19 protein-coding genes and 1 pseudogene are annotated in these 16,911 nt (G+C 71.9%); 14 read left to right on the forward strand and 6 right to left on the reverse strand.

Annotation, left to right across the window (positions count from 1 at the left end):
• Together MA879_RS10760 and MA879_RS10765 are read left to right on the forward strand one after the other, a co-directional pair.
• Window positions 1-119, forward strand: a pseudogene (locus MA879_RS10760) (IS5-like element ISMt1 family transposase); the annotation flags it as partial.
• A 184-nt stretch (window positions 120-303) separates the two neighbouring features.
• Window positions 304-975: a FadR/GntR family transcriptional regulator gene (locus MA879_RS10765; protein ID WP_248126248.1), complete on the forward strand. Its 672-nt coding sequence runs from the start codon at window positions 304-306 to the stop codon at window positions 973-975.
• Window positions 976-994: 19 nt separating this feature from the next.
• Here MA879_RS10765 and MA879_RS10770 read toward each other — a convergent pair whose 3' ends face one another.
• Window positions 995-1,663, reverse strand: a complete 669-nt coding sequence (locus MA879_RS10770; RefSeq protein ID WP_248126252.1) for an SGNH/GDSL hydrolase family protein — start codon at window positions 1,661-1,663, stop codon at window positions 995-997.
• A 78-nt stretch (window positions 1,664-1,741) separates the two neighbouring features.
• On the opposite strand from MA879_RS10770, the gene MA879_RS10775 reads away from it, so the two are divergent.
• Complete coding sequence (locus MA879_RS10775) at window positions 1,742-2,236, forward strand: DUF805 domain-containing protein (protein WP_248126255.1); 495 nt, start codon at window positions 1,742-1,744, stop codon at window positions 2,234-2,236.
• 49 nt (window positions 2,237-2,285) lie between these two features.
• Here MA879_RS10775 and MA879_RS10780 read toward each other — a convergent pair whose 3' ends face one another.
• The 3 genes from MA879_RS10780 to MA879_RS10790 all read right to left on the reverse strand — a co-directional run bounded on the left by MA879_RS10780 (window position 2,286) and on the right by MA879_RS10790 (window position 4,228).
• Entirely contained in the window at window positions 2,286-3,119 is an 834-nt protein-coding gene (locus tag MA879_RS10780) for a cytochrome c oxidase assembly protein (RefSeq protein WP_248126258.1), read from the reverse strand.
• Window positions 3,112-3,654, reverse strand: coding sequence for a DUF2243 domain-containing protein (locus MA879_RS10785; protein ID WP_248126261.1), 543 nt, complete (start codon window positions 3,652-3,654; stop codon window positions 3,112-3,114). Before MA879_RS10785 ends, MA879_RS10780 begins: the two co-directional genes overlap by 8 nt.
• A gap of 124 nt (window positions 3,655-3,778) precedes the next feature.
• Window positions 3,779-4,228 (reverse strand): dihydrodipicolinate synthase family protein, encoded by a 450-nt coding sequence (locus tag MA879_RS10790; RefSeq protein WP_335342053.1) that lies wholly within the window; start codon window positions 4,226-4,228, stop codon window positions 3,779-3,781.
• 93 nt (window positions 4,229-4,321) lie between these two features.
• Here MA879_RS10790 and MA879_RS10795 point away from each other — a divergent pair, with 93 nt between their 5' ends.
• From MA879_RS10795 to MA879_RS10845, 11 genes are all read left to right on the forward strand, one after another.
• Window positions 4,322-4,750, forward strand: a complete 429-nt coding sequence (locus MA879_RS10795; protein WP_248126264.1) for a nuclear transport factor 2 family protein — start codon at window positions 4,322-4,324, stop codon at window positions 4,748-4,750.
• Complete coding sequence (locus MA879_RS10800) at window positions 4,747-6,144, forward strand: purine-cytosine permease family protein (RefSeq protein WP_248126267.1); 1,398 nt, start codon at window positions 4,747-4,749, stop codon at window positions 6,142-6,144. Before MA879_RS10795 ends, MA879_RS10800 begins: the two co-directional genes overlap by 4 nt.
• A complete protein-coding gene (locus MA879_RS10805; RefSeq protein WP_248126270.1) occupies window positions 6,131-6,805 on the forward strand; it encodes a cyclase family protein in 675 nt (224 codons plus the stop codon). Before MA879_RS10800 ends, MA879_RS10805 begins: the two co-directional genes overlap by 14 nt.
• Before the next feature lie 303 nt (window positions 6,806-7,108).
• On the forward strand, window positions 7,109-7,411 hold the full coding sequence (locus tag MA879_RS10810; RefSeq protein ID WP_248126273.1) for an urease subunit gamma: 303 nt from the start codon (window positions 7,109-7,111) through the stop codon (window positions 7,409-7,411).
• Between the two features lie 25 nt (window positions 7,412-7,436).
• Complete coding sequence (locus MA879_RS10815) at window positions 7,437-7,817, forward strand: urease subunit beta (protein ID WP_248126276.1); 381 nt, start codon at window positions 7,437-7,439, stop codon at window positions 7,815-7,817.
• Entirely contained in the window at window positions 7,814-9,523 is a 1,710-nt protein-coding gene (gene ureC, locus MA879_RS10820) for an urease subunit alpha (protein ID WP_248126279.1), read from the forward strand. The genes MA879_RS10815 and ureC overlap by 4 nt, the downstream gene beginning before the upstream one ends.
• 11 nt (window positions 9,524-9,534) lie before the next feature.
• Window positions 9,535-10,020, forward strand: coding sequence for an urease accessory protein UreE (ureE, locus tag MA879_RS10825; protein WP_248126282.1), 486 nt, complete (start codon window positions 9,535-9,537; stop codon window positions 10,018-10,020).
• Between the two features lie 80 nt (window positions 10,021-10,100).
• Window positions 10,101-10,763, forward strand: a complete 663-nt coding sequence (locus MA879_RS10830; protein ID WP_248126285.1) for an urease accessory protein UreF — start codon at window positions 10,101-10,103, stop codon at window positions 10,761-10,763.
• Window positions 10,764-10,776: 13 nt separating this feature from the next.
• Window positions 10,777-11,397, forward strand: coding sequence for an urease accessory protein UreG (gene ureG, locus MA879_RS10835; protein ID WP_248126288.1), 621 nt, complete (start codon window positions 10,777-10,779; stop codon window positions 11,395-11,397).
• Entirely contained in the window at window positions 11,394-12,278 is an 885-nt protein-coding gene (locus MA879_RS10840) for an urease accessory protein UreD (RefSeq protein WP_248126291.1), read from the forward strand. Before ureG ends, MA879_RS10840 begins: the two co-directional genes overlap by 4 nt.
• Before the next feature lie 229 nt (window positions 12,279-12,507).
• Window positions 12,508-14,127, forward strand: a complete 1,620-nt coding sequence (locus MA879_RS10845; protein WP_248126294.1) for a purine-cytosine permease family protein — start codon at window positions 12,508-12,510, stop codon at window positions 14,125-14,127.
• Between the two features lie 81 nt (window positions 14,128-14,208).
• Here MA879_RS10845 and MA879_RS10850 read toward each other — a convergent pair whose 3' ends face one another.
• Window positions 14,209-15,246: a CNNM domain-containing protein gene (locus MA879_RS10850; protein WP_248126332.1), complete on the reverse strand. Its 1,038-nt coding sequence runs from the start codon at window positions 15,244-15,246 to the stop codon at window positions 14,209-14,211.
• On the reverse strand, window positions 15,246-16,655 hold the full coding sequence (locus MA879_RS10855; RefSeq protein ID WP_248126298.1) for a hemolysin family protein: 1,410 nt from the start codon (window positions 16,653-16,655) through the stop codon (window positions 15,246-15,248). The genes MA879_RS10850 and MA879_RS10855 overlap by 1 nt, the downstream gene beginning before the upstream one ends.
• Window positions 16,656-16,911 lie beyond the last annotated feature (256 nt).

Raw genomic sequence — 16,911 nt, forward strand, 5'->3', positions numbered from 1 at the left:
GACGCAATGTCGTGGAGCGGTGCTTCAACCGGCTCAAGCAGTGGCGAGGGATCGCGATGCGCTCGGACAAGTACGCCCGGAACTACCACGCCGGGCTCAGCCTCGCCGCGACACTGCACTGGCCCGCTACTACCCTTGAGCAACACGCCCTAGAACGACGAGTACGAAGACTTCGCGGCAGACTGGGAATCATGTGTGGCATGCGCAGGGCGTGTCCCCAGGTAGGCGGGAGGAGCTATGGGCTTCGGGAGCCCGTATTCGGGGCTGCAACCGGTTCGGTCCGGCAACGCCTTCGAGGAGACAATGGAGCGCCTGCTGCAGGCGATCACGGGAGGAGCGCTGCGTGCGGGGCAGAAGCTGCCGCCCGAACGGGAACTGGCGGAGTATCTGGGGATATCCCGCTCCACTCTGCGCAACGCGCTCCAGGAACTGCGGTCCATCGGCTACCTCGAGTCCCGCCGGGGGCGCTATGGCGGTGTCTTTGTTCGGCAACAGCCTGTAGCGCAGCCCGGCGGCCGGGGGGTGCTCGACCCCGGGGCGTGCGCAGATGTCCTGGCTCTGCGGTCAGTCCTGGAGCCGGGTGCGGCGGAGCTCGCGGCGGGCCGAGAGCTCGACTCAGCCGCCCGCTCGCACCTGCTGGCCTACCTGGAGCGTGCGGAGCAGGCGGACGAGGGCGCCTACCGAGCGGCGGACGCGCAGCTGCACGTGGCGATTGCCGAACTGACGGCAAGCCAGTCCCTGGTGGCCGCGGTAACGGAGACACGTGCGCGGGTCTCTGGCCTCTTGGACTGCATTCCCCTGTTGGGGCCCAACATCACCCATTCGCACCGTCAGCACGCAGCCATCGTCGATGCGGTGCTGGCTGGGGACGGAGCTCGCGCTCGCCGGGAGATGGCCGATCACCTCGCGGCCACGGCTGCCCTGCTGAGGGGGTTTCTCACCGATACCAAGGACGCAGGGGCTCCTGCCCTGTGACGCTCCGCAGCCGCGCAGATCAGCGGAGCGCCCGGCCCCTCACCTGCCGGAGCACCCCCGGGGTGATCGCTGCGGCCCAGTCCTCGTAGCCGGCGCCGTTGGGATGGAACAGGTCGCGCGCAAGGCGGCTGACCTGGTGCTTCAGATTCCTCCGCCGCGTGGCCGTGTGCACGTCGGCCACGCCGAGCCCGTGCCGCGCGGCCACCCGCCGCACCACCGTGTTCGCCCGGCGCACCCGCGCCTCGAACGGCGGGATCCGGAATGTCGGCACCAGGCCGAGCATGGCACCGGCGGGCAGCGCGCGGGCGATCCGATCGAGCGGTTCCTCGAACGCGGCCTCGTGGAACCGCCAGGCCCACGTGACGTCGTTGCCGCCGACGACGCAGGTCACCGCGTCCACGCCGCTCGCCGGCAGCCGGGGCACCTGGTCGGCGAGCACGTCCTTGGCCATGGCCCCGCTGACGGCGAGGTTCACCACACGCACGGGCCGGCCGGTCTCCACGGCGACCCGCTCGGCCACCTGCGCCACGTAGGTGCGCTCCACGGACTCGGCCCCGATCCCGACGGCGGCCGAGTCGCCCAGCACCACCCACGTGAGCGCGTCGGGGTCCTCGCGGGCGGCAAGCTCACGCCAGTGGGCGCGGTAGTCGGCGTCGTGCTGGGCCTGCCAGCCACGGGGTGAGGGCATGGGTGCCAGGATACCGAGGGGTGCGGACACGCGCGGCAGGGGCTCGACGTGGCGCCCGCCATGCGCCAGAGTTCGGTCATGACGTTCCTGCGGGCCGTGGGCCGCTTCTACGGGCGCTACGCGCAGTTCGGCGGCCGAGCCGGACGCGCGGAGTTCTGGTGGGCCGTGCTGCACCTGTTCCTGCTGAGCATCGTGGTCACCGTGCTGTTCGAGCTCCTCGGGGCGGAGACGTCGGCGCCCGGCGCCCCGTGGTTCGCGTTGCCCGCCGTCGGGGTCACCGGCCTCACCTTCCCGCCCCTGGATTGGATGACCGCGATCTACCACGACGTCTCCGGTGTCCTCGGCCTGCTGCACATCGTCCCCATGCTGTCCCTCACGGCCCGCCGCCTGAGCGACGCCGGCCTCACCCCCATCTGGATGCTCCTGGGCCTGATCCCGGGGCTCGGCGCGATCGCGCTGTTCGTGATGGTGCTGCAGCCGTCGGCTCCGCGCGAGAGCAGGGCGGACGGCAGCGTCGGGGGATCCGGTGCTGCGCCGGTGAGACCGCCCGTTCCGCGCCGGACCGCGTCCTGAGGACACGGTCCTGCACACAGTCCGAGGTCTGGTCGAGGGGGCCGGCCCGTCACGTCGCCCGCGCGACGGAATCCCCGCGCCCCACCCGCCCGGACCGCTCCGGCGCCGTGCGCCGGTACCAGTCGAGGCACAGCAGCACGATCAGCAGCAGGTCGATGTAGTCGCCCCCGTAGTACATGAGCTGGGCGCCCTCCTGGGCCTCCGCCGCCCCGACACCCGCCGGCGGGTGCGCGTAGATGTGCTTCGAGAGGATGGCGTGCAGCGCCAGGAAGCCCACCAGCACTCCGGCCCGCAGCGGGTGCCCGTGCGGATGCGGCGCCGGGTCCACCTGCAGCATCGCCGCGGTGAAGACCCACCCGGCCAGCAGGACGTGCAGGTGCACGACCAGGTGCCCCACCGCGGAGGCGTGCATCCATCCGTGCACCGGCGTGGTGTAGAGCAGCCACAGCCCGCCGATGTTCAGCACCGCGGCCACCACCGGATGGGACACCACCCGCACGTACGGCGTGGACAGCACCCGGGACAGCCGCCGCGCGGCCCCCACGGGCAGGCCCCGCAGGGCCACGGTCACGGGCGCGGAGAGCACCAGCAGCAGCGGGGCCAGCATGCCCAGCAGCAGGTGCCCCCACATGTGGGCCGTGAAGTCGTGGTGGCCGGCCACCCCCAGCGGCCCCACCGCCACGACGCCGGCCACCACCCCCGCCGCCGCGCTCAGGGTGCGCGCGTCGGACCAGGCGCGGCCCCGGCGTCGTCCGGCGCGCACGAGCACCACGTACGCGACGAGGAAGAGCAGCAGTCCGCCGCCGAGGACGACGCCGGCCAGCGGGAACGGGGCGCTCGCCGCCTCGGCCCCGAACTCGCCGCCGAGGCCGTGCTCATGCACGGGCGGTCGCCGCGGCCTGCCGGGAGCCGCGCCGCCACACCAGGACGCCGATCACCAGGAAGGCGAGGGCGAGGGCCATCCACACGAGGTCGTACACGAGGATGTTCTCCACGGGCGGGTACGGGCCGGTGCCCCGCAGCTCCGTGGGGATCACCTCGTACCGGATCTGGTGGATCTTCATCAGCTTGTGCTGGACGGTCCCGTCCCAGGCCTGGAACGCGCCGGCGCCGATCAGCACGGCCGGCCACCAGCGGCTCACGCCCGGTCCGCCCCGACGGCGCACGTCCGCGAAGAGGAACAGTCCGGCCACGGCGGCGAACCAGCCGAACGCGTGGAAGAGCCCGTCCGAGACGAGCCCGACAGCCGTGGTGGAGCGGTCGTAGAAGTGGTGCCAGTGCAGGAGCTGGTGGAGGACCGTCTCATCGACGAAGGCGGCCACGCCCACGCCGAAGAGGATCCCGGACAGCAGCAGGCGGCGGTGTAGGTCGGGCGCGGAGCGGCCGATGGGCTGGGCTGTGGCGGAGAGGGATGCCATGGGGCCACGCTAGCGGCAGGCCGCGAGCATGCGCAGGTCAGGGGCGCGTCGCGGGCTCCGGCAGGGTCCCGGCGATCACGGAGAACCAGGTGTCGCAGCCGGCGGTCAGCCCCGCCACACGTGCCTAGAGGGCGGTGCTGAACGTGAAGCGCGTGGTGGTCGGGTTGTCGTAGACGACCACGGGCAGCTCCGTGGCGGCGATCACGTCCGTGTAGAGGCCGGCGACGCCGTCGTCGGTGAGGGGCTGATAGGACTGCGGCGCCAGGAGCAGCCCCCGCGCTCCGGCCGCGGCGGCGTCCTCGGCGAAGGCGAGGGCGTGGGCCGTGCGCAGTGCGCTCACCCCGGCGTGCGCGGGGACCTCCCCGACGGCGTCGACGGCGAGGCGCACCACGCGCGTCCGCTCCGCGCAGTCCAGGTAGGCGCCGGCACCGGTGGAGCCGAGCACGGTGATGGCGCTCACGCCGGCGGCGGCCAGGCGTTGGATGATTCGCTGGAGGGCGGCCTCGTCGAGGCGGTCGTCCCGCAGGGGAGTGAGGGGGAAGGCGTCGAGCGCGGCGACCGTGTCGGTGGGCATGGGGGAAGGGTAACGGGGGCGGGTCGGATAGTTGACGGATGGGGCATCTGGGAGTGGACTGTGCCGCACATCCCCGTGTGTCCAGGAGGCCCCATGTCAGATCAGCTCCAGCAGGAGATCACGGACGCCGCGGCGGCGATCGTGGACGCGTTCCGGTCCAACGACGAGGAACGGTACTTCTCCGGGTTCGCCCCGGAGTGCAGTTTCGCCTTCCACACGGACCGGGAGGTGCTCCTCGGCCGGGACGCCTGGCGCTCGGCGTGGCGGGAGCTGCGCGCGTCGGGGTGGCGCGTCATCGACTGCCGTTCTCTCACCACCCATGTGCAGCCGATCGGCCGGGACAGCGGGGTCTTTTTTCACGAGCTGGAGACCACCGCCGAGCAGGACGGTCGCCGTGAGACGTACCGCGAGCGCGAGACGATCGTCTTCGAGCGCCGGGACGGGCGACTGACCGCCGTGCATGAGCACCTCTCCCCGGTGCCCGCTGAGGCCGAGGCGACCGACGGGGAGGACGCCCGATGAGCACCGCCGCGGGCGCGACCGGCGCCGTGCCCTCTGCTCCCTCGTCCGACGAGATGGCCGACCCGCCCGTGCGGGGCGCCCTGGGCGGTCTGCGCATCGGACTGATCTGGCTGGCGGCCAACCTGGTGGTCACCACCCTGCTGACCGGCACGCTCTTCGTGCCGGGGGTGCCGTTCGCCGAGGCCCTGGGTTGGATCGTCCTCGGCACGGTCCTGGGTGCGATCGTCCTCACCCTGGTGGCGGTCATGGGCGTGCGCACCGGGCTGCACACCATGGCCCTGACCCGCGGGTCCTTCGGCCTGCGTGGCTCGATCGTCCCCGCCGTGGCCAACGTGGTCATCCTGATGGGGTGGTCCTGGGTGCAGGCCATGCTGGCCGGCATCTCCCTCAACGCGCTCGTGGAGCAGGGGACCGGGTTCTCGAACCCGGCGCTCTTCTCCGCGCTCTGCCAGGCGCTGGTGGTGAGTCTCGCGATCTTCGGGCATGAGGGGATCGCGAAGGTGGAGCCGCTGTTCGCCGTGGTCATCCTCGGGATCATGGCGTGGATCTTCATAACCGCCTTCGGCTCCCATGCGCCCGCGGAGTACCTGGCCATCCCCGCCGACCCGGCCGGGTACGACGGCATCACCGTGTTCGACATCGTCTTCGCCACGGCCATCTCCTGGACCGTGCTCTCCGCCGACCTGACGCGGTCCGCTCGCACCCAGGCCGGTGGCGCGGTCGGCGCCGGCGTGGGCTACACGGTGTCCACCGTCGTCTCGATGGCCCTCGGCCTGACGGCGGCGTCGTTCGTCCTCCTCGAGGGCGGTGAGATCCTGCCCTTCGACCCGACCCTGCTCATCGGGTCTTTCGGAGCGCCGGTGGCGATCGCCATGTTCCTCTCGGTGATGGCCACCAACACGATGGTCATGTACGGGATGACGGAGTCCGTGCGCCACGCGCTGCCGCGCACCCGGCCGCTGCCGTTCGTGCCGACCGCGCTGGTCCTGGGCGCGGTGGGCGTGATCGGGGCGACATGGCTGGGCCTGCTCGACCGGTTCACCGCCTTCCTCTCCCTGATCGGCGCCCTCTTCATCCCCGTGTTCGCCGTCATGATCGTGGACTACTACGTGGCGCGCCGGCGGGTCTACCGGGCGGACATCCTGCTCCACTCCGGCGGTACCTACTGGTTCCGCGGAGGCTGGAACCTCGGCGCGCTGCTGGTCTGGATCCTGGGCGCGGTCGCGTACCTGCTGTTCTACTTCGTCACCCCGACCCCGGTGGGCGCGGCCCTGCCGACGTTCGCCGTGGCCGCGCTGCTGTACTGGGCGTGGACGAAGGTCGCTGGCATCCGGGAGGCCCCGGACGCGCGGTCGCAGCACCTGGCGGACGTGGTGGGCCATGAGCGTCCGTGAGGAGGGCGCGCGGCTGGTGGACCTCAGCCACCGTCTGACCTCGGGCGGGACGGTGTTCCCGGGCGACCCGCAGATCCGGCTCGCCCCGGCCGCCCGGATCGACGCCGACGGGTTCGCCGTCACCTCGGTGACCATGGGGTCCCACTCGGGCACCCACGTGGACGCCCCCAGCCACACGGTGGCCGGCGGGCGGATGATGGACGACGTCGACGTGGCCCGCCTGATCGGCCGGGCGCACCTGTTGCGCGTGCCCGGGCTCGCACCGCGGGAGCGGATCGGCCTGGCACGGCTAAAGGATCAGCTGGCCGCGCTGCCCGACGACGCCCGGATCGTCCTGCTCGTCACGGGCTGGGACCGGTTCTGGGGCGACGCCGCCTACCTCGACCACCCGTTCCTCGACGGCCCGGTGGGGGAGCGCCTGCGGGACCGCGGGGTCGACGTGCTGGGGGTGGACACCCTCAACCCGGACGAGACCGCCCCCGAGGGGTCCGCGCCCCTGCCGGTGCACGAGGCGCTGCTCGGAGCCGACCGCCTCGTCATCGAGAACCTCCGTGGGCTCGCCGACCTGCCGGCGTCCGTCACGAGCGTCGCCCTCACCGCCCTGCCCCTCCCGCTCGGCGGCGCGGACGGGGCACCGGTGCGGGCGGTCGCGCGGGTCTAGCCTGGGCGCATGCCCGCCCCCATGCACCGGGTCGATGGACGGGTTCCGGACGTGCCGGACCTGGCGGGGCGAACCGCGGATCCGCGAGCCCGGCACGGCCCCCCGGCCGGGTCCGGTGGCCGATCGTGGGGAGGGGGCTCTGACCTGCGACGTCATCGATCGCATACGCGGGGATAACGCCGCCGTAACACGGTGCCCCTAGTCTCGGTCCAGCTGCCGCGACCGGCCACGCCCCGCCCGGCGGGCGCGCGGATCGCGACGGCGCCCCGGCACACCCCGTGCCGACGGAACGGAGGAGCCCCCATGCGCCTGATGCCCCGAGAGCAGGAGAAGCTGCTCATCGTCGTGGCCGCGGACCTGGCCCGCCGCCGCCAGGCACGCGGGCTGAAGCTGAACCACCCGGAGGCGGTCGCCGTCCTCACCTACGAGCTCATGGAGGGGGCCCGAGACGGCCGGACCGTGGCCGACCTCATGAGCCACGGCACCCGCATCCTCACCCGGGAGGACGTCATGGAGGGGGTCCCCGAGATGATCCACGACGTCCAGGTCGAGGCCACGTTCCCGGACGGGACGAAGCTCGTCACCGTCCACGACCCGATCCGCTGACCCGCCCCATTGCTGAGAGGTGCCCATGATCCCCGGTGAACTGGTCCTGAGCCCCGAACCCGTGGTGTGCAACGCCGGACGGGAGTCCCTCGCGCTCGACGTCACGAACACCGGGGACCGTCCCGTGCAGGTCGGATCCCACTTCCACTTCGCCGAGGCGAACCCCGCCCTGCAGTTCGACCGGGACGCGGCCCGGGGGCGCCGGCTGGACATCCCCTCCGGTACCGCGGCGCGCTTCGAGCCCGGGGACCCGAAGACCGTCCACCTCATCCCCCTCGGCGGGCGCCGAGAGGTCTACGGCCTGCGCAACGCGATCGACGGACCGCTCGACCCCGCCACCGGGAGCGGCCGGCCCGAGGCCGCGACCGGGGAGCCGACGCGCTCCGGAGAGGGGACGGGACGATGAGCTTCGAGCTCAGTCGGCGCGAGTACACCGACCTCTACGGCCCCACCACAGGCGACCTCGTCCGACTCGGCGACACGGAGCTGTTCGCCGAGGTCGAGGCCGACCTCACGGTCCCCGGAGAGGAGGTGGTCTTCGGTGGGGGCAAGGTGATCCGGGACGGCATGGGACACAACGGCCGCGTGGTCCGTGAGGAGGGCATCCCGGACACGGTGATCACCAACGCACTGATCCTGGACCACACGGGCGTCTACAAGGCGGACGTCGCCCTGCGGGACGGGCACATCCAGCGCATCGGCAAGGCCGGCAACCCGCAGCTGCAGGACGGTGTGGACATCACGATCGGCGCCTGCACGGAGGTCATCGCCGGAGAGCACCGGATCCTGACGGCCGGCGGCATCGACACGCACATCCACTTCATCAGCCCCGACCAGATCCCCGCCGCCCTGATGTCCGGCGTCACCACGATGATCGGCGGGGGCACAGGGCCGGCCGAGGGGACGAAGGCGACGACGGTCACGCCGGGCCCCTGGCACATCGGACGCATGCTGCAGGCCGCCGAGGCGTGGCCCATGAACATCGGTCTGCTGGGCAAGGGGCACGCGAGCGCCGTCGCTCCCCTGGAGGAGCAGGTCCGGGCCGGGGCCGTGGGGCTGAAGATCCACGAGGACTGGGGTGCCACCACCGCGGCGATCGACACCGCCCTGACGGTGGCGGACGCGATGGACATCCAGGTGGCCATCCACACGGACACACTGAACGAGTGCGGGTTCGTGGAGGACACGATCGCGGCCATCGACGGCCGCGTCATCCACACGTTCCACACCGAGGGTGCCGGCGGCGGCCACGCCCCGGACATCATCCGGATGGCCGGGCTCTCCCACGTGCTTCCCTCCTCGACGAACCCGACCATCCCGTTCACCCGCAACACGGCCGAGGAACATCTCGACATGCTGATGGTCTGCCACCATCTGAACCCGGACATCCCGGAGGACGTGGCGTTCGCCGACTCCCGCATCCGTCCGGAGACGATCGCCGCCGAGGACGTGCTCCACGACCTGGGGGTGTTCTCGATCATGTCCTCGGACTCGCAGGCCATGGGCCGCGTGGCGGAGGTGATCAGCCGCACGTGGCAGCTGGCCCACGCGATGAAGGCGCGCCGGGGCCCCCTGCCCGGGGACGGCCGCGGGGACAACGCACGCATCAAGCGGTACATCGCCAAGTACACGATCAACCCCGCCCTCGCCCAGGGGATCGCGGACTCCGTCGGCTCGGTGGAGGCGGGCAAGTTCGCCGACCTCGTCCTGTGGGACCCCGCCTTCTTCGGCGTCAAGCCGGACGTGGTGATCAAGGGCGGGCAGATCGCCGCCTCGGTGATGGGGGATCCCAGTGCGTCCATCCCCACGCCGCAGCCGCAGCTGATGCGGCACGCGTTCGCGGCGCACGGGTCCGCCGTGGCCTCGTCGTCGATCACGTTCCTCTCCCGGGCCGCCCTCGACGCCGGAGTGCCGGCGCGGCTCGGCCTGGCCAAGGAGGTCCGGGCCGTGCACGGCTGCCGCTCCGTCCGCAAGGAGGACCTGCGGCACAACGGTGAGACCCCCCGGATCGAGGTGGACCCGCAGACCTACGAGGTGACGGTCGACGGCGAGGCGGTCACCTGCGACCCCGTGCACACCGTCCCCCTGGCCCAGCGCTACTTCCTGTTCTGAGACGAGACCCCATGATCATCGACGCCGTCCTCACCAATCTCCACGACGCCCCCGCCGAGGAGCGCCGCGAGCTCGATGCCTGTCACCGCGAGACCGTGGTCCTGCCGAGCGCCGCGCTGGTCAAGCGCGTCCAGCGTGTGGTCACCGACCACGGCCGGGAGCTCGGCATCCGGCTGCCGCCGGGCTCCGCGGACCTGCGCGACGGCGACGTGCTGCTGCGGGACGAGACGGGGATCGTCGTCGTCGGCGTGGAGCCCACCGACGTCCTCGTGATCGCGCCCCGGTCCATCGAGGAGATGGGTGCCACCGCCCACGCCCTGGGCAACCGGCACCTGCAGGCCCAGTTCTTCGGGGCGGACAGCGAGTACGGCGCCGAGGTCATGGTGGTCCAGTACGACCACACCGTGGCGGACTTCCTCGTGGCGCGCGGGGTGCCCCATGACCGCCAGGAACGGGTGATGCCCGTCCCCTTCCGGCATGCGGAGCACACACATTGAGCCGAGGCGCGGCGCCGGCGGCTCCGGAGCCGCCGCACGAAGCGTGGCCGGACGCCGGGGCCCCGTCCTGGTTCACCGCGTTGCTGCAGCTGACGGACTCGGCGCTGCCCACGGGGGCCTTCAGCCACTCCTACGGCCTGGAGGGCTACCTGCACTCCGGGGCCGTGACGGAGGAGCACGGGCTCGCGGACTGGCTCGACGCCTACCTCGACACCCAGCTGACCACGACCGACGCACTGGTGGTCCGGGTCCTGTACGGCGACCTTCCAGGGGTGGCGGACACGCCCGCGGAGATGGACGCGCTGCTGACCGCGGCCCTCGTGCCGCGGGAGATCCGGCAGGCCAGCGTCAAGACGGGCCGCCGGCTCCTCGAGCTCTCCCGGGACGGCTTCGGCGGCCCGGCGGTGGCCGCCTACCGGGACCAGGTGGACGAGGGACGCTGCGACGGCCACTTCTGCCTCGCGTTCGCCCTGGTGGGCCGGGACCTCGGCGTGCCCCTGGAGGTCCTGCTGCGTGCCTATGCGTGGAGCACCCTGACGTCCCTCGTCCAGAACGCCGTCCGCGCCGTGCCGCTCGGCCAGGCGGCAGGTCAGCGCGTGCTGACGCGGTGCCGTCCGCGCGTCGAGGAGTCCGTCCGCCGGGCCATGGCCCTCGAACCACGACACTTCGGCGCGACCGCGCCGGGACTCGAGATCGCACAGATGCGGCATGAGCATCAGCATGCCCGCCTGTTCATGAGCTAGAAGGGAACCCCACATGAGCCATCCGGTCATCATCGGCATCGGAGGTCCGGTCGGAGCCGGGAAGACGCAGCTCGTCGAGCGCATCACGCGCGCCGTCTCCCACGAGATCTCGATGGCGGCGGTCACGAACGACATCTACACGATCGAGGACGCCAAGATCCTGGCCCGGACCTCCGTCCTGCCCGAGGACCGGATCGTCGGGATCGAGACCGGCGGATGCCCGCACACCGCCATCCGCGAGGACACGTCCATGAACCACGCCGCGATCGAGGAGCTGATCGACCGGCATCCCGATCTCCAGGTGGTGTTCGTCGAGTCCGGCGGCGACAACCTCTCGGCCACGTTCAGCCCGGAGCTCGCGGACTTCTCCATCTACGTGATCGACGTGGCCCAGGGCGAGAAGATCCCCCGCAAGGCCGGGCAGGGCATGATCAAGTCCGACCTGTTCATCATCAACAAGACGGACCTCGCCCCGCACGTGGGCGCCGACCTCGCGGTCATGGCGGCGGACTCCAGGTCCTTCCGGGGGGACAGGCCGTTCTGCTTCACCAACCTCAAGACGGACGAGGGGCTCGACACCGTCCTGGACTGGATCCGCCACGACGTCCTGATGCTGGACCTGGAGGGCCGGTGACGGCTGCCGGACCGTCGGCGGGCCCGGATGCCGAACCGGAGGGGACCGGTGCTGCGTGCACGGGGCGGCTCGCGCTGCGCATCGGCCAGCGCGGGGGCCGCTCGGTCGCGGTCGAGCAGTTCCACGAGGGGGCGCTCCGCGTGCTCCGTCCGCATCGGCTCGACGACTCCGGGCAGGTGTGCTTCGTCGTCGTGAACCCCGGTGGCGGGTACCTCGGCGCGGACCGGTACGAGATGGACGTCAGGGTCGAGGACGGCGCCTCCCTGCTCCTCACGACCCAGTCCGCCACCAAGGTGTACCGCACCCCGCAGGGGCCGGCGGTCCAGCGGACCCGTCTCCGCCTCGGGGCGGGGGCACGGCTCGAGACGGTGCCGGACCAGCTCATCGCCTACCGGGACGCGGAGTACGTCCAGGACACGGTGGTGGACCTGCACCCGACGTCCAGCATGTGCCTGACGGAGATCGTGACCCCGGGGTGGGATCCCGGGGGAGAGCGGTTCTCCTACTCGGAGGTGCAGCTGCGCACCCTCGTCATGATGCAGGGCAGGCCGGTGCTGCTGGACAACCTGCTGATCCGTCCCGAGTGGGGCGTCTCCGGCGTCGGCGTCCTGGAGGGGCACAGCCACGTCGGGTCGCTCGTCGTCGTGGACCCTCGTGCGGACGAGGAGGTCCTGGCGGCCGTGCGGGCCTGCGCAGAGGCGGCCGCCCGGGCCTGCGCCGGGCCCGCGCTCGCGGCGGTGACGTCCCTCGCGGTGCCGGGCCTCGTGCTGCGCGTGCTGGGCGACTCCACGGGCGACGTGGGACGTGTGCTCGCGGACGTCGCCGCGCAGCTGAGGGCCCTGTGGTGCGGTCAGCCGCCGCTCGCCCTGCGCAAGTACTAGAGACGACACCGCGGCGAAACGCTGCGCCCGAATCCGTCACACGGTGGAAACGGCCCTCGAATGACCCCTTCATGCGCTGCACCTACGTTGAGCGGGACGCAGGCGTCAAGGAAGTCCGTCGAACAGAAGGGCCGTCATGTCAGTGAACACAACACCGAGCCGGATCGAGCCGGCGAACCGGGCGGAGGGGAGCCACGTGCCGGGTGGGCCGGCGGCGCCGAGCGACGCCATGAGCGCAGCAAGGGAGAGCCTGGAGGACTACACCCTCCGGTTCGCCCCCCGCTCCTACCGTCAGTGGGGACCGGGCGTGGTGGCCACCAGCGCCCTGGGCGGCATCGCGTATCTGGCGGACTTCTCCATCGGCGCGAGCATCGGCATGGCACACGGCACCGTGAACGCGATCCTCGGGATCCTCGTCGCCGCTGTGATCATCTTCACCACCGGGTTCCCCCTGGCCTACTACGCAGCCCGGTACAACATCGACCTGGACCTGATCACCCGCGGATCCGGCTTCGGTTACTACGGGTCCGTGGTCACGAACATCATCTTCGCGACCTTCACCTTCATCTTCTTCGCCCTCGAGGGCGCGATCATGGCGCAGGGCCTGTACCTGGGGCTGGGGATCCCGCTGTGGGCCGGCTACGCGATCTCCACGATCATGGTGATCCCGCTGGTCATCTACGGCATGAGGACGCTGACCAAGCTCCAGGTGTGGACGACGCCGCTGTGGCTGGTCCTCATGGTCGTCCCGATGGTGTACCTCGTGGCGACGCATCCGGAGTCGGTCAGCTCCTTCCTCGAGTACCAGGGCGAGTCCGGCGACGGCCGCCCGAGCTTCGCCGCCGTCATGCTCGCCGCCGGCGTCTGCCTGTCACTGATGGCCCAGATCGCCGAGCAGATCGACTACCTGCGCTTCATGCCCCCGAAGACCGCGGCCAACGCCAGGTCCTGGTGGGGCGCCGTCATCCTGGCCGGCCCGGGATGGGTCATCTTCGGTGCGGTGAAGCAGATCACCGGCCTGTTCATCGCCGTCTACCTGCTTGCGGGCCTGGACCCCCTGGCGTCCGCGAACGCCGACCAGCCCGTCCACCAGTTCCTGGGCGTGTACCGCGAGATGATGCCGGCGTGGCTGGCCATGGTCCTGGCGGTCGTCCTCGTGGTGATCTCCCAGATCAAGATCAACGTGACGAACGCCTACTCCGGCTCCCTCGCCTGGACGAACAGCTTCACCCGCATCACGAAGCACTACCCGGGACGCATGGTGTTCGTCCTCGTGAACCTCGGCATCGCCCTGGTGCTCATGGAGGCGAACATGTTCGACTTCCTGAACACGGTGCTCGGCTTCTACGCGAACTGCGCCATGGCGTGGATCGTCACCGTGGCCTCGGACATCGCGATCAACAAGTACCTCTTGAAGATCTCCCCCAAGGTGCCGGAGTTCCGCCGCGGCATGCTCTACGCCGTGAACCCCGTGGGCTTCGTGTCCATGCTGGTGTCGGCCGGCATCTCGATCGCGATCTTCTTCGGCGCCTTCGGCCCCACGGTGCAGCCGTTCTCACCGATCTTCGCCGTGGGCATCGCCCTGGTGCTCCCGCCGGTCCTCGCCGTGGCCACCCGTGGCCGCTACTACCTCCGGCGGACCGACGACGGCATCGACCTGCCGATGCTCGACGCCGACGGCAACCCCGCCGCCGACCGGCTGACGTGCCATGTGACCGGGCTCGAGTTCGAGCGCCCGGACATGCTCGCCTCCGCCGTGCCCGGACCCGACGGGGACAGGCAGTACATCAGCTCGCTGGCTCTGGCCACGGACAAGACCGGACGGTACGTGCTGCCCGAGCAGAGGTGAGCCTTCCGCCCGGTGGGCGGCTCCTCGGCGGATGCCCGGGGGAGGGCCTGCGGCGTCGGCGCCGCAGGCCCTCTGCCGGTCTCAGGCCGAGCGCGGCATCACCCCGCGCAGCACGTCCGTCAGGGTGACGACCCCCACGAACCGGCCGTCTCGGGTCACGGCCACGAGCTGGCGGCTGGCCCGGCGCATCTCGGCGAGCGCCTCGTGGAGGGGCATGGTGTGGGGCAGCGCGAGCGACGGCTGCACCACGGGCGCCACGGGGTCCGCGGCGTCCATCAGGAGCGTGTCCCGGACGTGCACGACGCCGGGCAGCGCGGCCGGGTCGGCGGCGGCACCTCCCGCCTCGCCCGCGCCGCGGACCAGGATCCGCAGGTGGCCGGACTCGACGGCGGCAGCCTGCACCGCGGCGACGTCCGCGCCGGCGGCCACGGCCACAGGGCGTTGGTCCCGGGGGAGCACGGCATCGAGGGTGCGGGTCCCCAGGTCCAGGGCGCCGGAGAGCGCAGTGTGCTCCTGCCGATCCAGGGTGCCGGCCTCCGCGGAGTGCTCCACGAGCTGGCGGATGGTGGCGGCGTCGTAGCCGCCGGCGGCGGCGCGGTCCACGGGGGTCACGCCGCTCCACGCCACGAGGCGGTTGGCCACCACGTTGGCGAACAGCAGCAGCGGGCGCACGGCCCACACGAACGCCCGCGCGGGCAGGGACACCGCCTTCGCGGCGGTCTCGGGGTGGGCGATGGCCCAGGACTTGGGCGCCATCTCACCCACCACCAGGTGGAGGAACGTCACGGCCAGTAGGGAGAGGACGAACGAGGCCGTCCCGGCGACGGCGGCGGGCACGCCCCAGCCCGTGAGGAGCGGGCCGAGCCAGGCGTCCACGGCGGGCTTGGTGACCGCACCGAGGGCGAAGGTGCACAGGGTGATGCCCAGCTGGGCACCGGCGAGCATGAGGGTCAGCTCGTCGATGCCCTTGAGCGCGGCGCGCGCGGCCCGGCTGCGGCCGGCGTAGGCCTCCAGGCGGTGGCGGCGCGCTCCAAGCAGGGAGAACTCGACGATCACAAACAGGGCGCTGAGGACGATCAGGGCGGCGGTCGCCAGGACCACGACGAGGGGGTCGGTCATCATCGGTCGGCCTCCTTCGGCGCGTCCGTGCGGGGGTGTCCGGCGGCGGTGCTGCCGGTGCGGGGCTGCTCCACGAGGCGCGCGCGCAGGCGGGAGGGCACGTGGCGGTCGACTTGGAGCACCTCGATCTCGAGCGCGCGGTCGGGGATCTCGTCCGAACCGAAGTCGCGGGGGTCCTCGGGTAGCGGGACGCGGAGGGTCTCGCGCTCCTCGGGCAGGCGGCCGAGGGCGGCGATCACGAGTCCGGCGGCGGTCTCCACGTCCCCCTCGGGGAGGGGGTGGCCGACGGTCCGCTCGAGTTCGTCGAGGGGGACGTCGCCGTCGAGGGACCAGACGTCCTCGCCCTCGGGGTCGATCTCCTCGGTGACCTCGGCGTCGTGCTCGTCGGTGAGCTCGCCCACGAGCTCCTCGGCGAGGTCCTCCACGGTGAGGACGCCGACGAACCCGCCGAACTCGTCCACCACGCACGCCAGCTCCTGGCCGGAGGCGTCCAGCTCCTGCGCGGCGGATGGCAGTGGCATGAGCGTGGACAGCACCACGGGCGGGCGCATGAGGGCCGTGACGGGCGCCTGGCGGTCGCGGCCGCGGGCCAGCACGTCCGTGAGGTGGACGACGCCGAGGGGCTCGTGCTCCTCGGAGACCACCGGGTAGCGGGTGTGGCCGTGGGCCATGAGCTCTCGGACCTGCCCCACGCTGATCTCCGGGGCGATCTCGTCCACGCGGGAGCGGGGCACCATCGCGTGCTCCACATCCCGCTCCGGGAAGTCCAGGACGCGGTCGATCAGCACGGACAGGTCGGCCGGCAGGCTGCCGGAGTCCCGCGAGTCCAGGACGATCCGGTCCAGGTCCTCAGCAGTGGCGGTCGAGTCGACGTCGTGCACGGGCTCGATGCGCAGCAGCCGCAGCAGCCCCTCGGCGGAGCGGTCGAACACCCAGATCAGCCAGCCGAAGGCCGCCAGGTACAGCTTCGTGGGGCGGGCCAGGGCGCGGGCGAGCGGTCCGGGGTTCGCGATGGCGAGGTTCTTCGGGTAGAGCTCGCCGACGATCATCTGCACCACGGTGGCGGCGGCCAGCACCCCCAGGGTGGAGGCGGCCATGACGACTCCGGTGGGGAGCTGTGTGCCGCCGAGGAGCTCGGTGACGGCCCGGCCAACCATCGGCTCGGCCACGTAGCCCACCAGCAGGCCGGTCACGGTGATGCCCAGCTGGGCGCCGGAGAGCATGAAGGAGGTGCGCCGGGTGACCTGGAGGGCGCGGGCGGCGGCCGCGTCGCCGTCGTCGGCCGCTGCCTGCAGCTGCAGCCGGTCCACGGACATGTACGCGAACTCCTGGGCCACGAAGAAGCCGTTGGCCGCGATGATCACCAGGATCACCAGGGTGCCCAGGATCAGCAGGAGGAGGGGGTCCATGCGCTCGTCACCCCCTCGCGGTGCGGCGCGGCCTCGGCGTGGTGGCGGGAGGCGGCGGAACGGGGGGTGACACGGGGACTGTCACCAGGGTCGGCTGGGGAGCCGGCACGCATGGGGGTGATGTTCTCCAGATCGGTTCGAGGAGGAGGTGGAAGGCAAGACTATCCGGGGCCCGGGGCGGGAACAAGGGTCCCGTGGAGAGCCGTCAACGCCGTTCGTCGCGGCGGCGTTCCCGCCAGTGCCATGATTTCCCGTC

Source organism: Micrococcus lacusdianchii (assembly GCF_023155805.1).
GTDB classification, from domain to species: domain Bacteria; phylum Actinomycetota; class Actinomycetes; order Actinomycetales; family Micrococcaceae; genus Micrococcus; species Micrococcus lacusdianchii.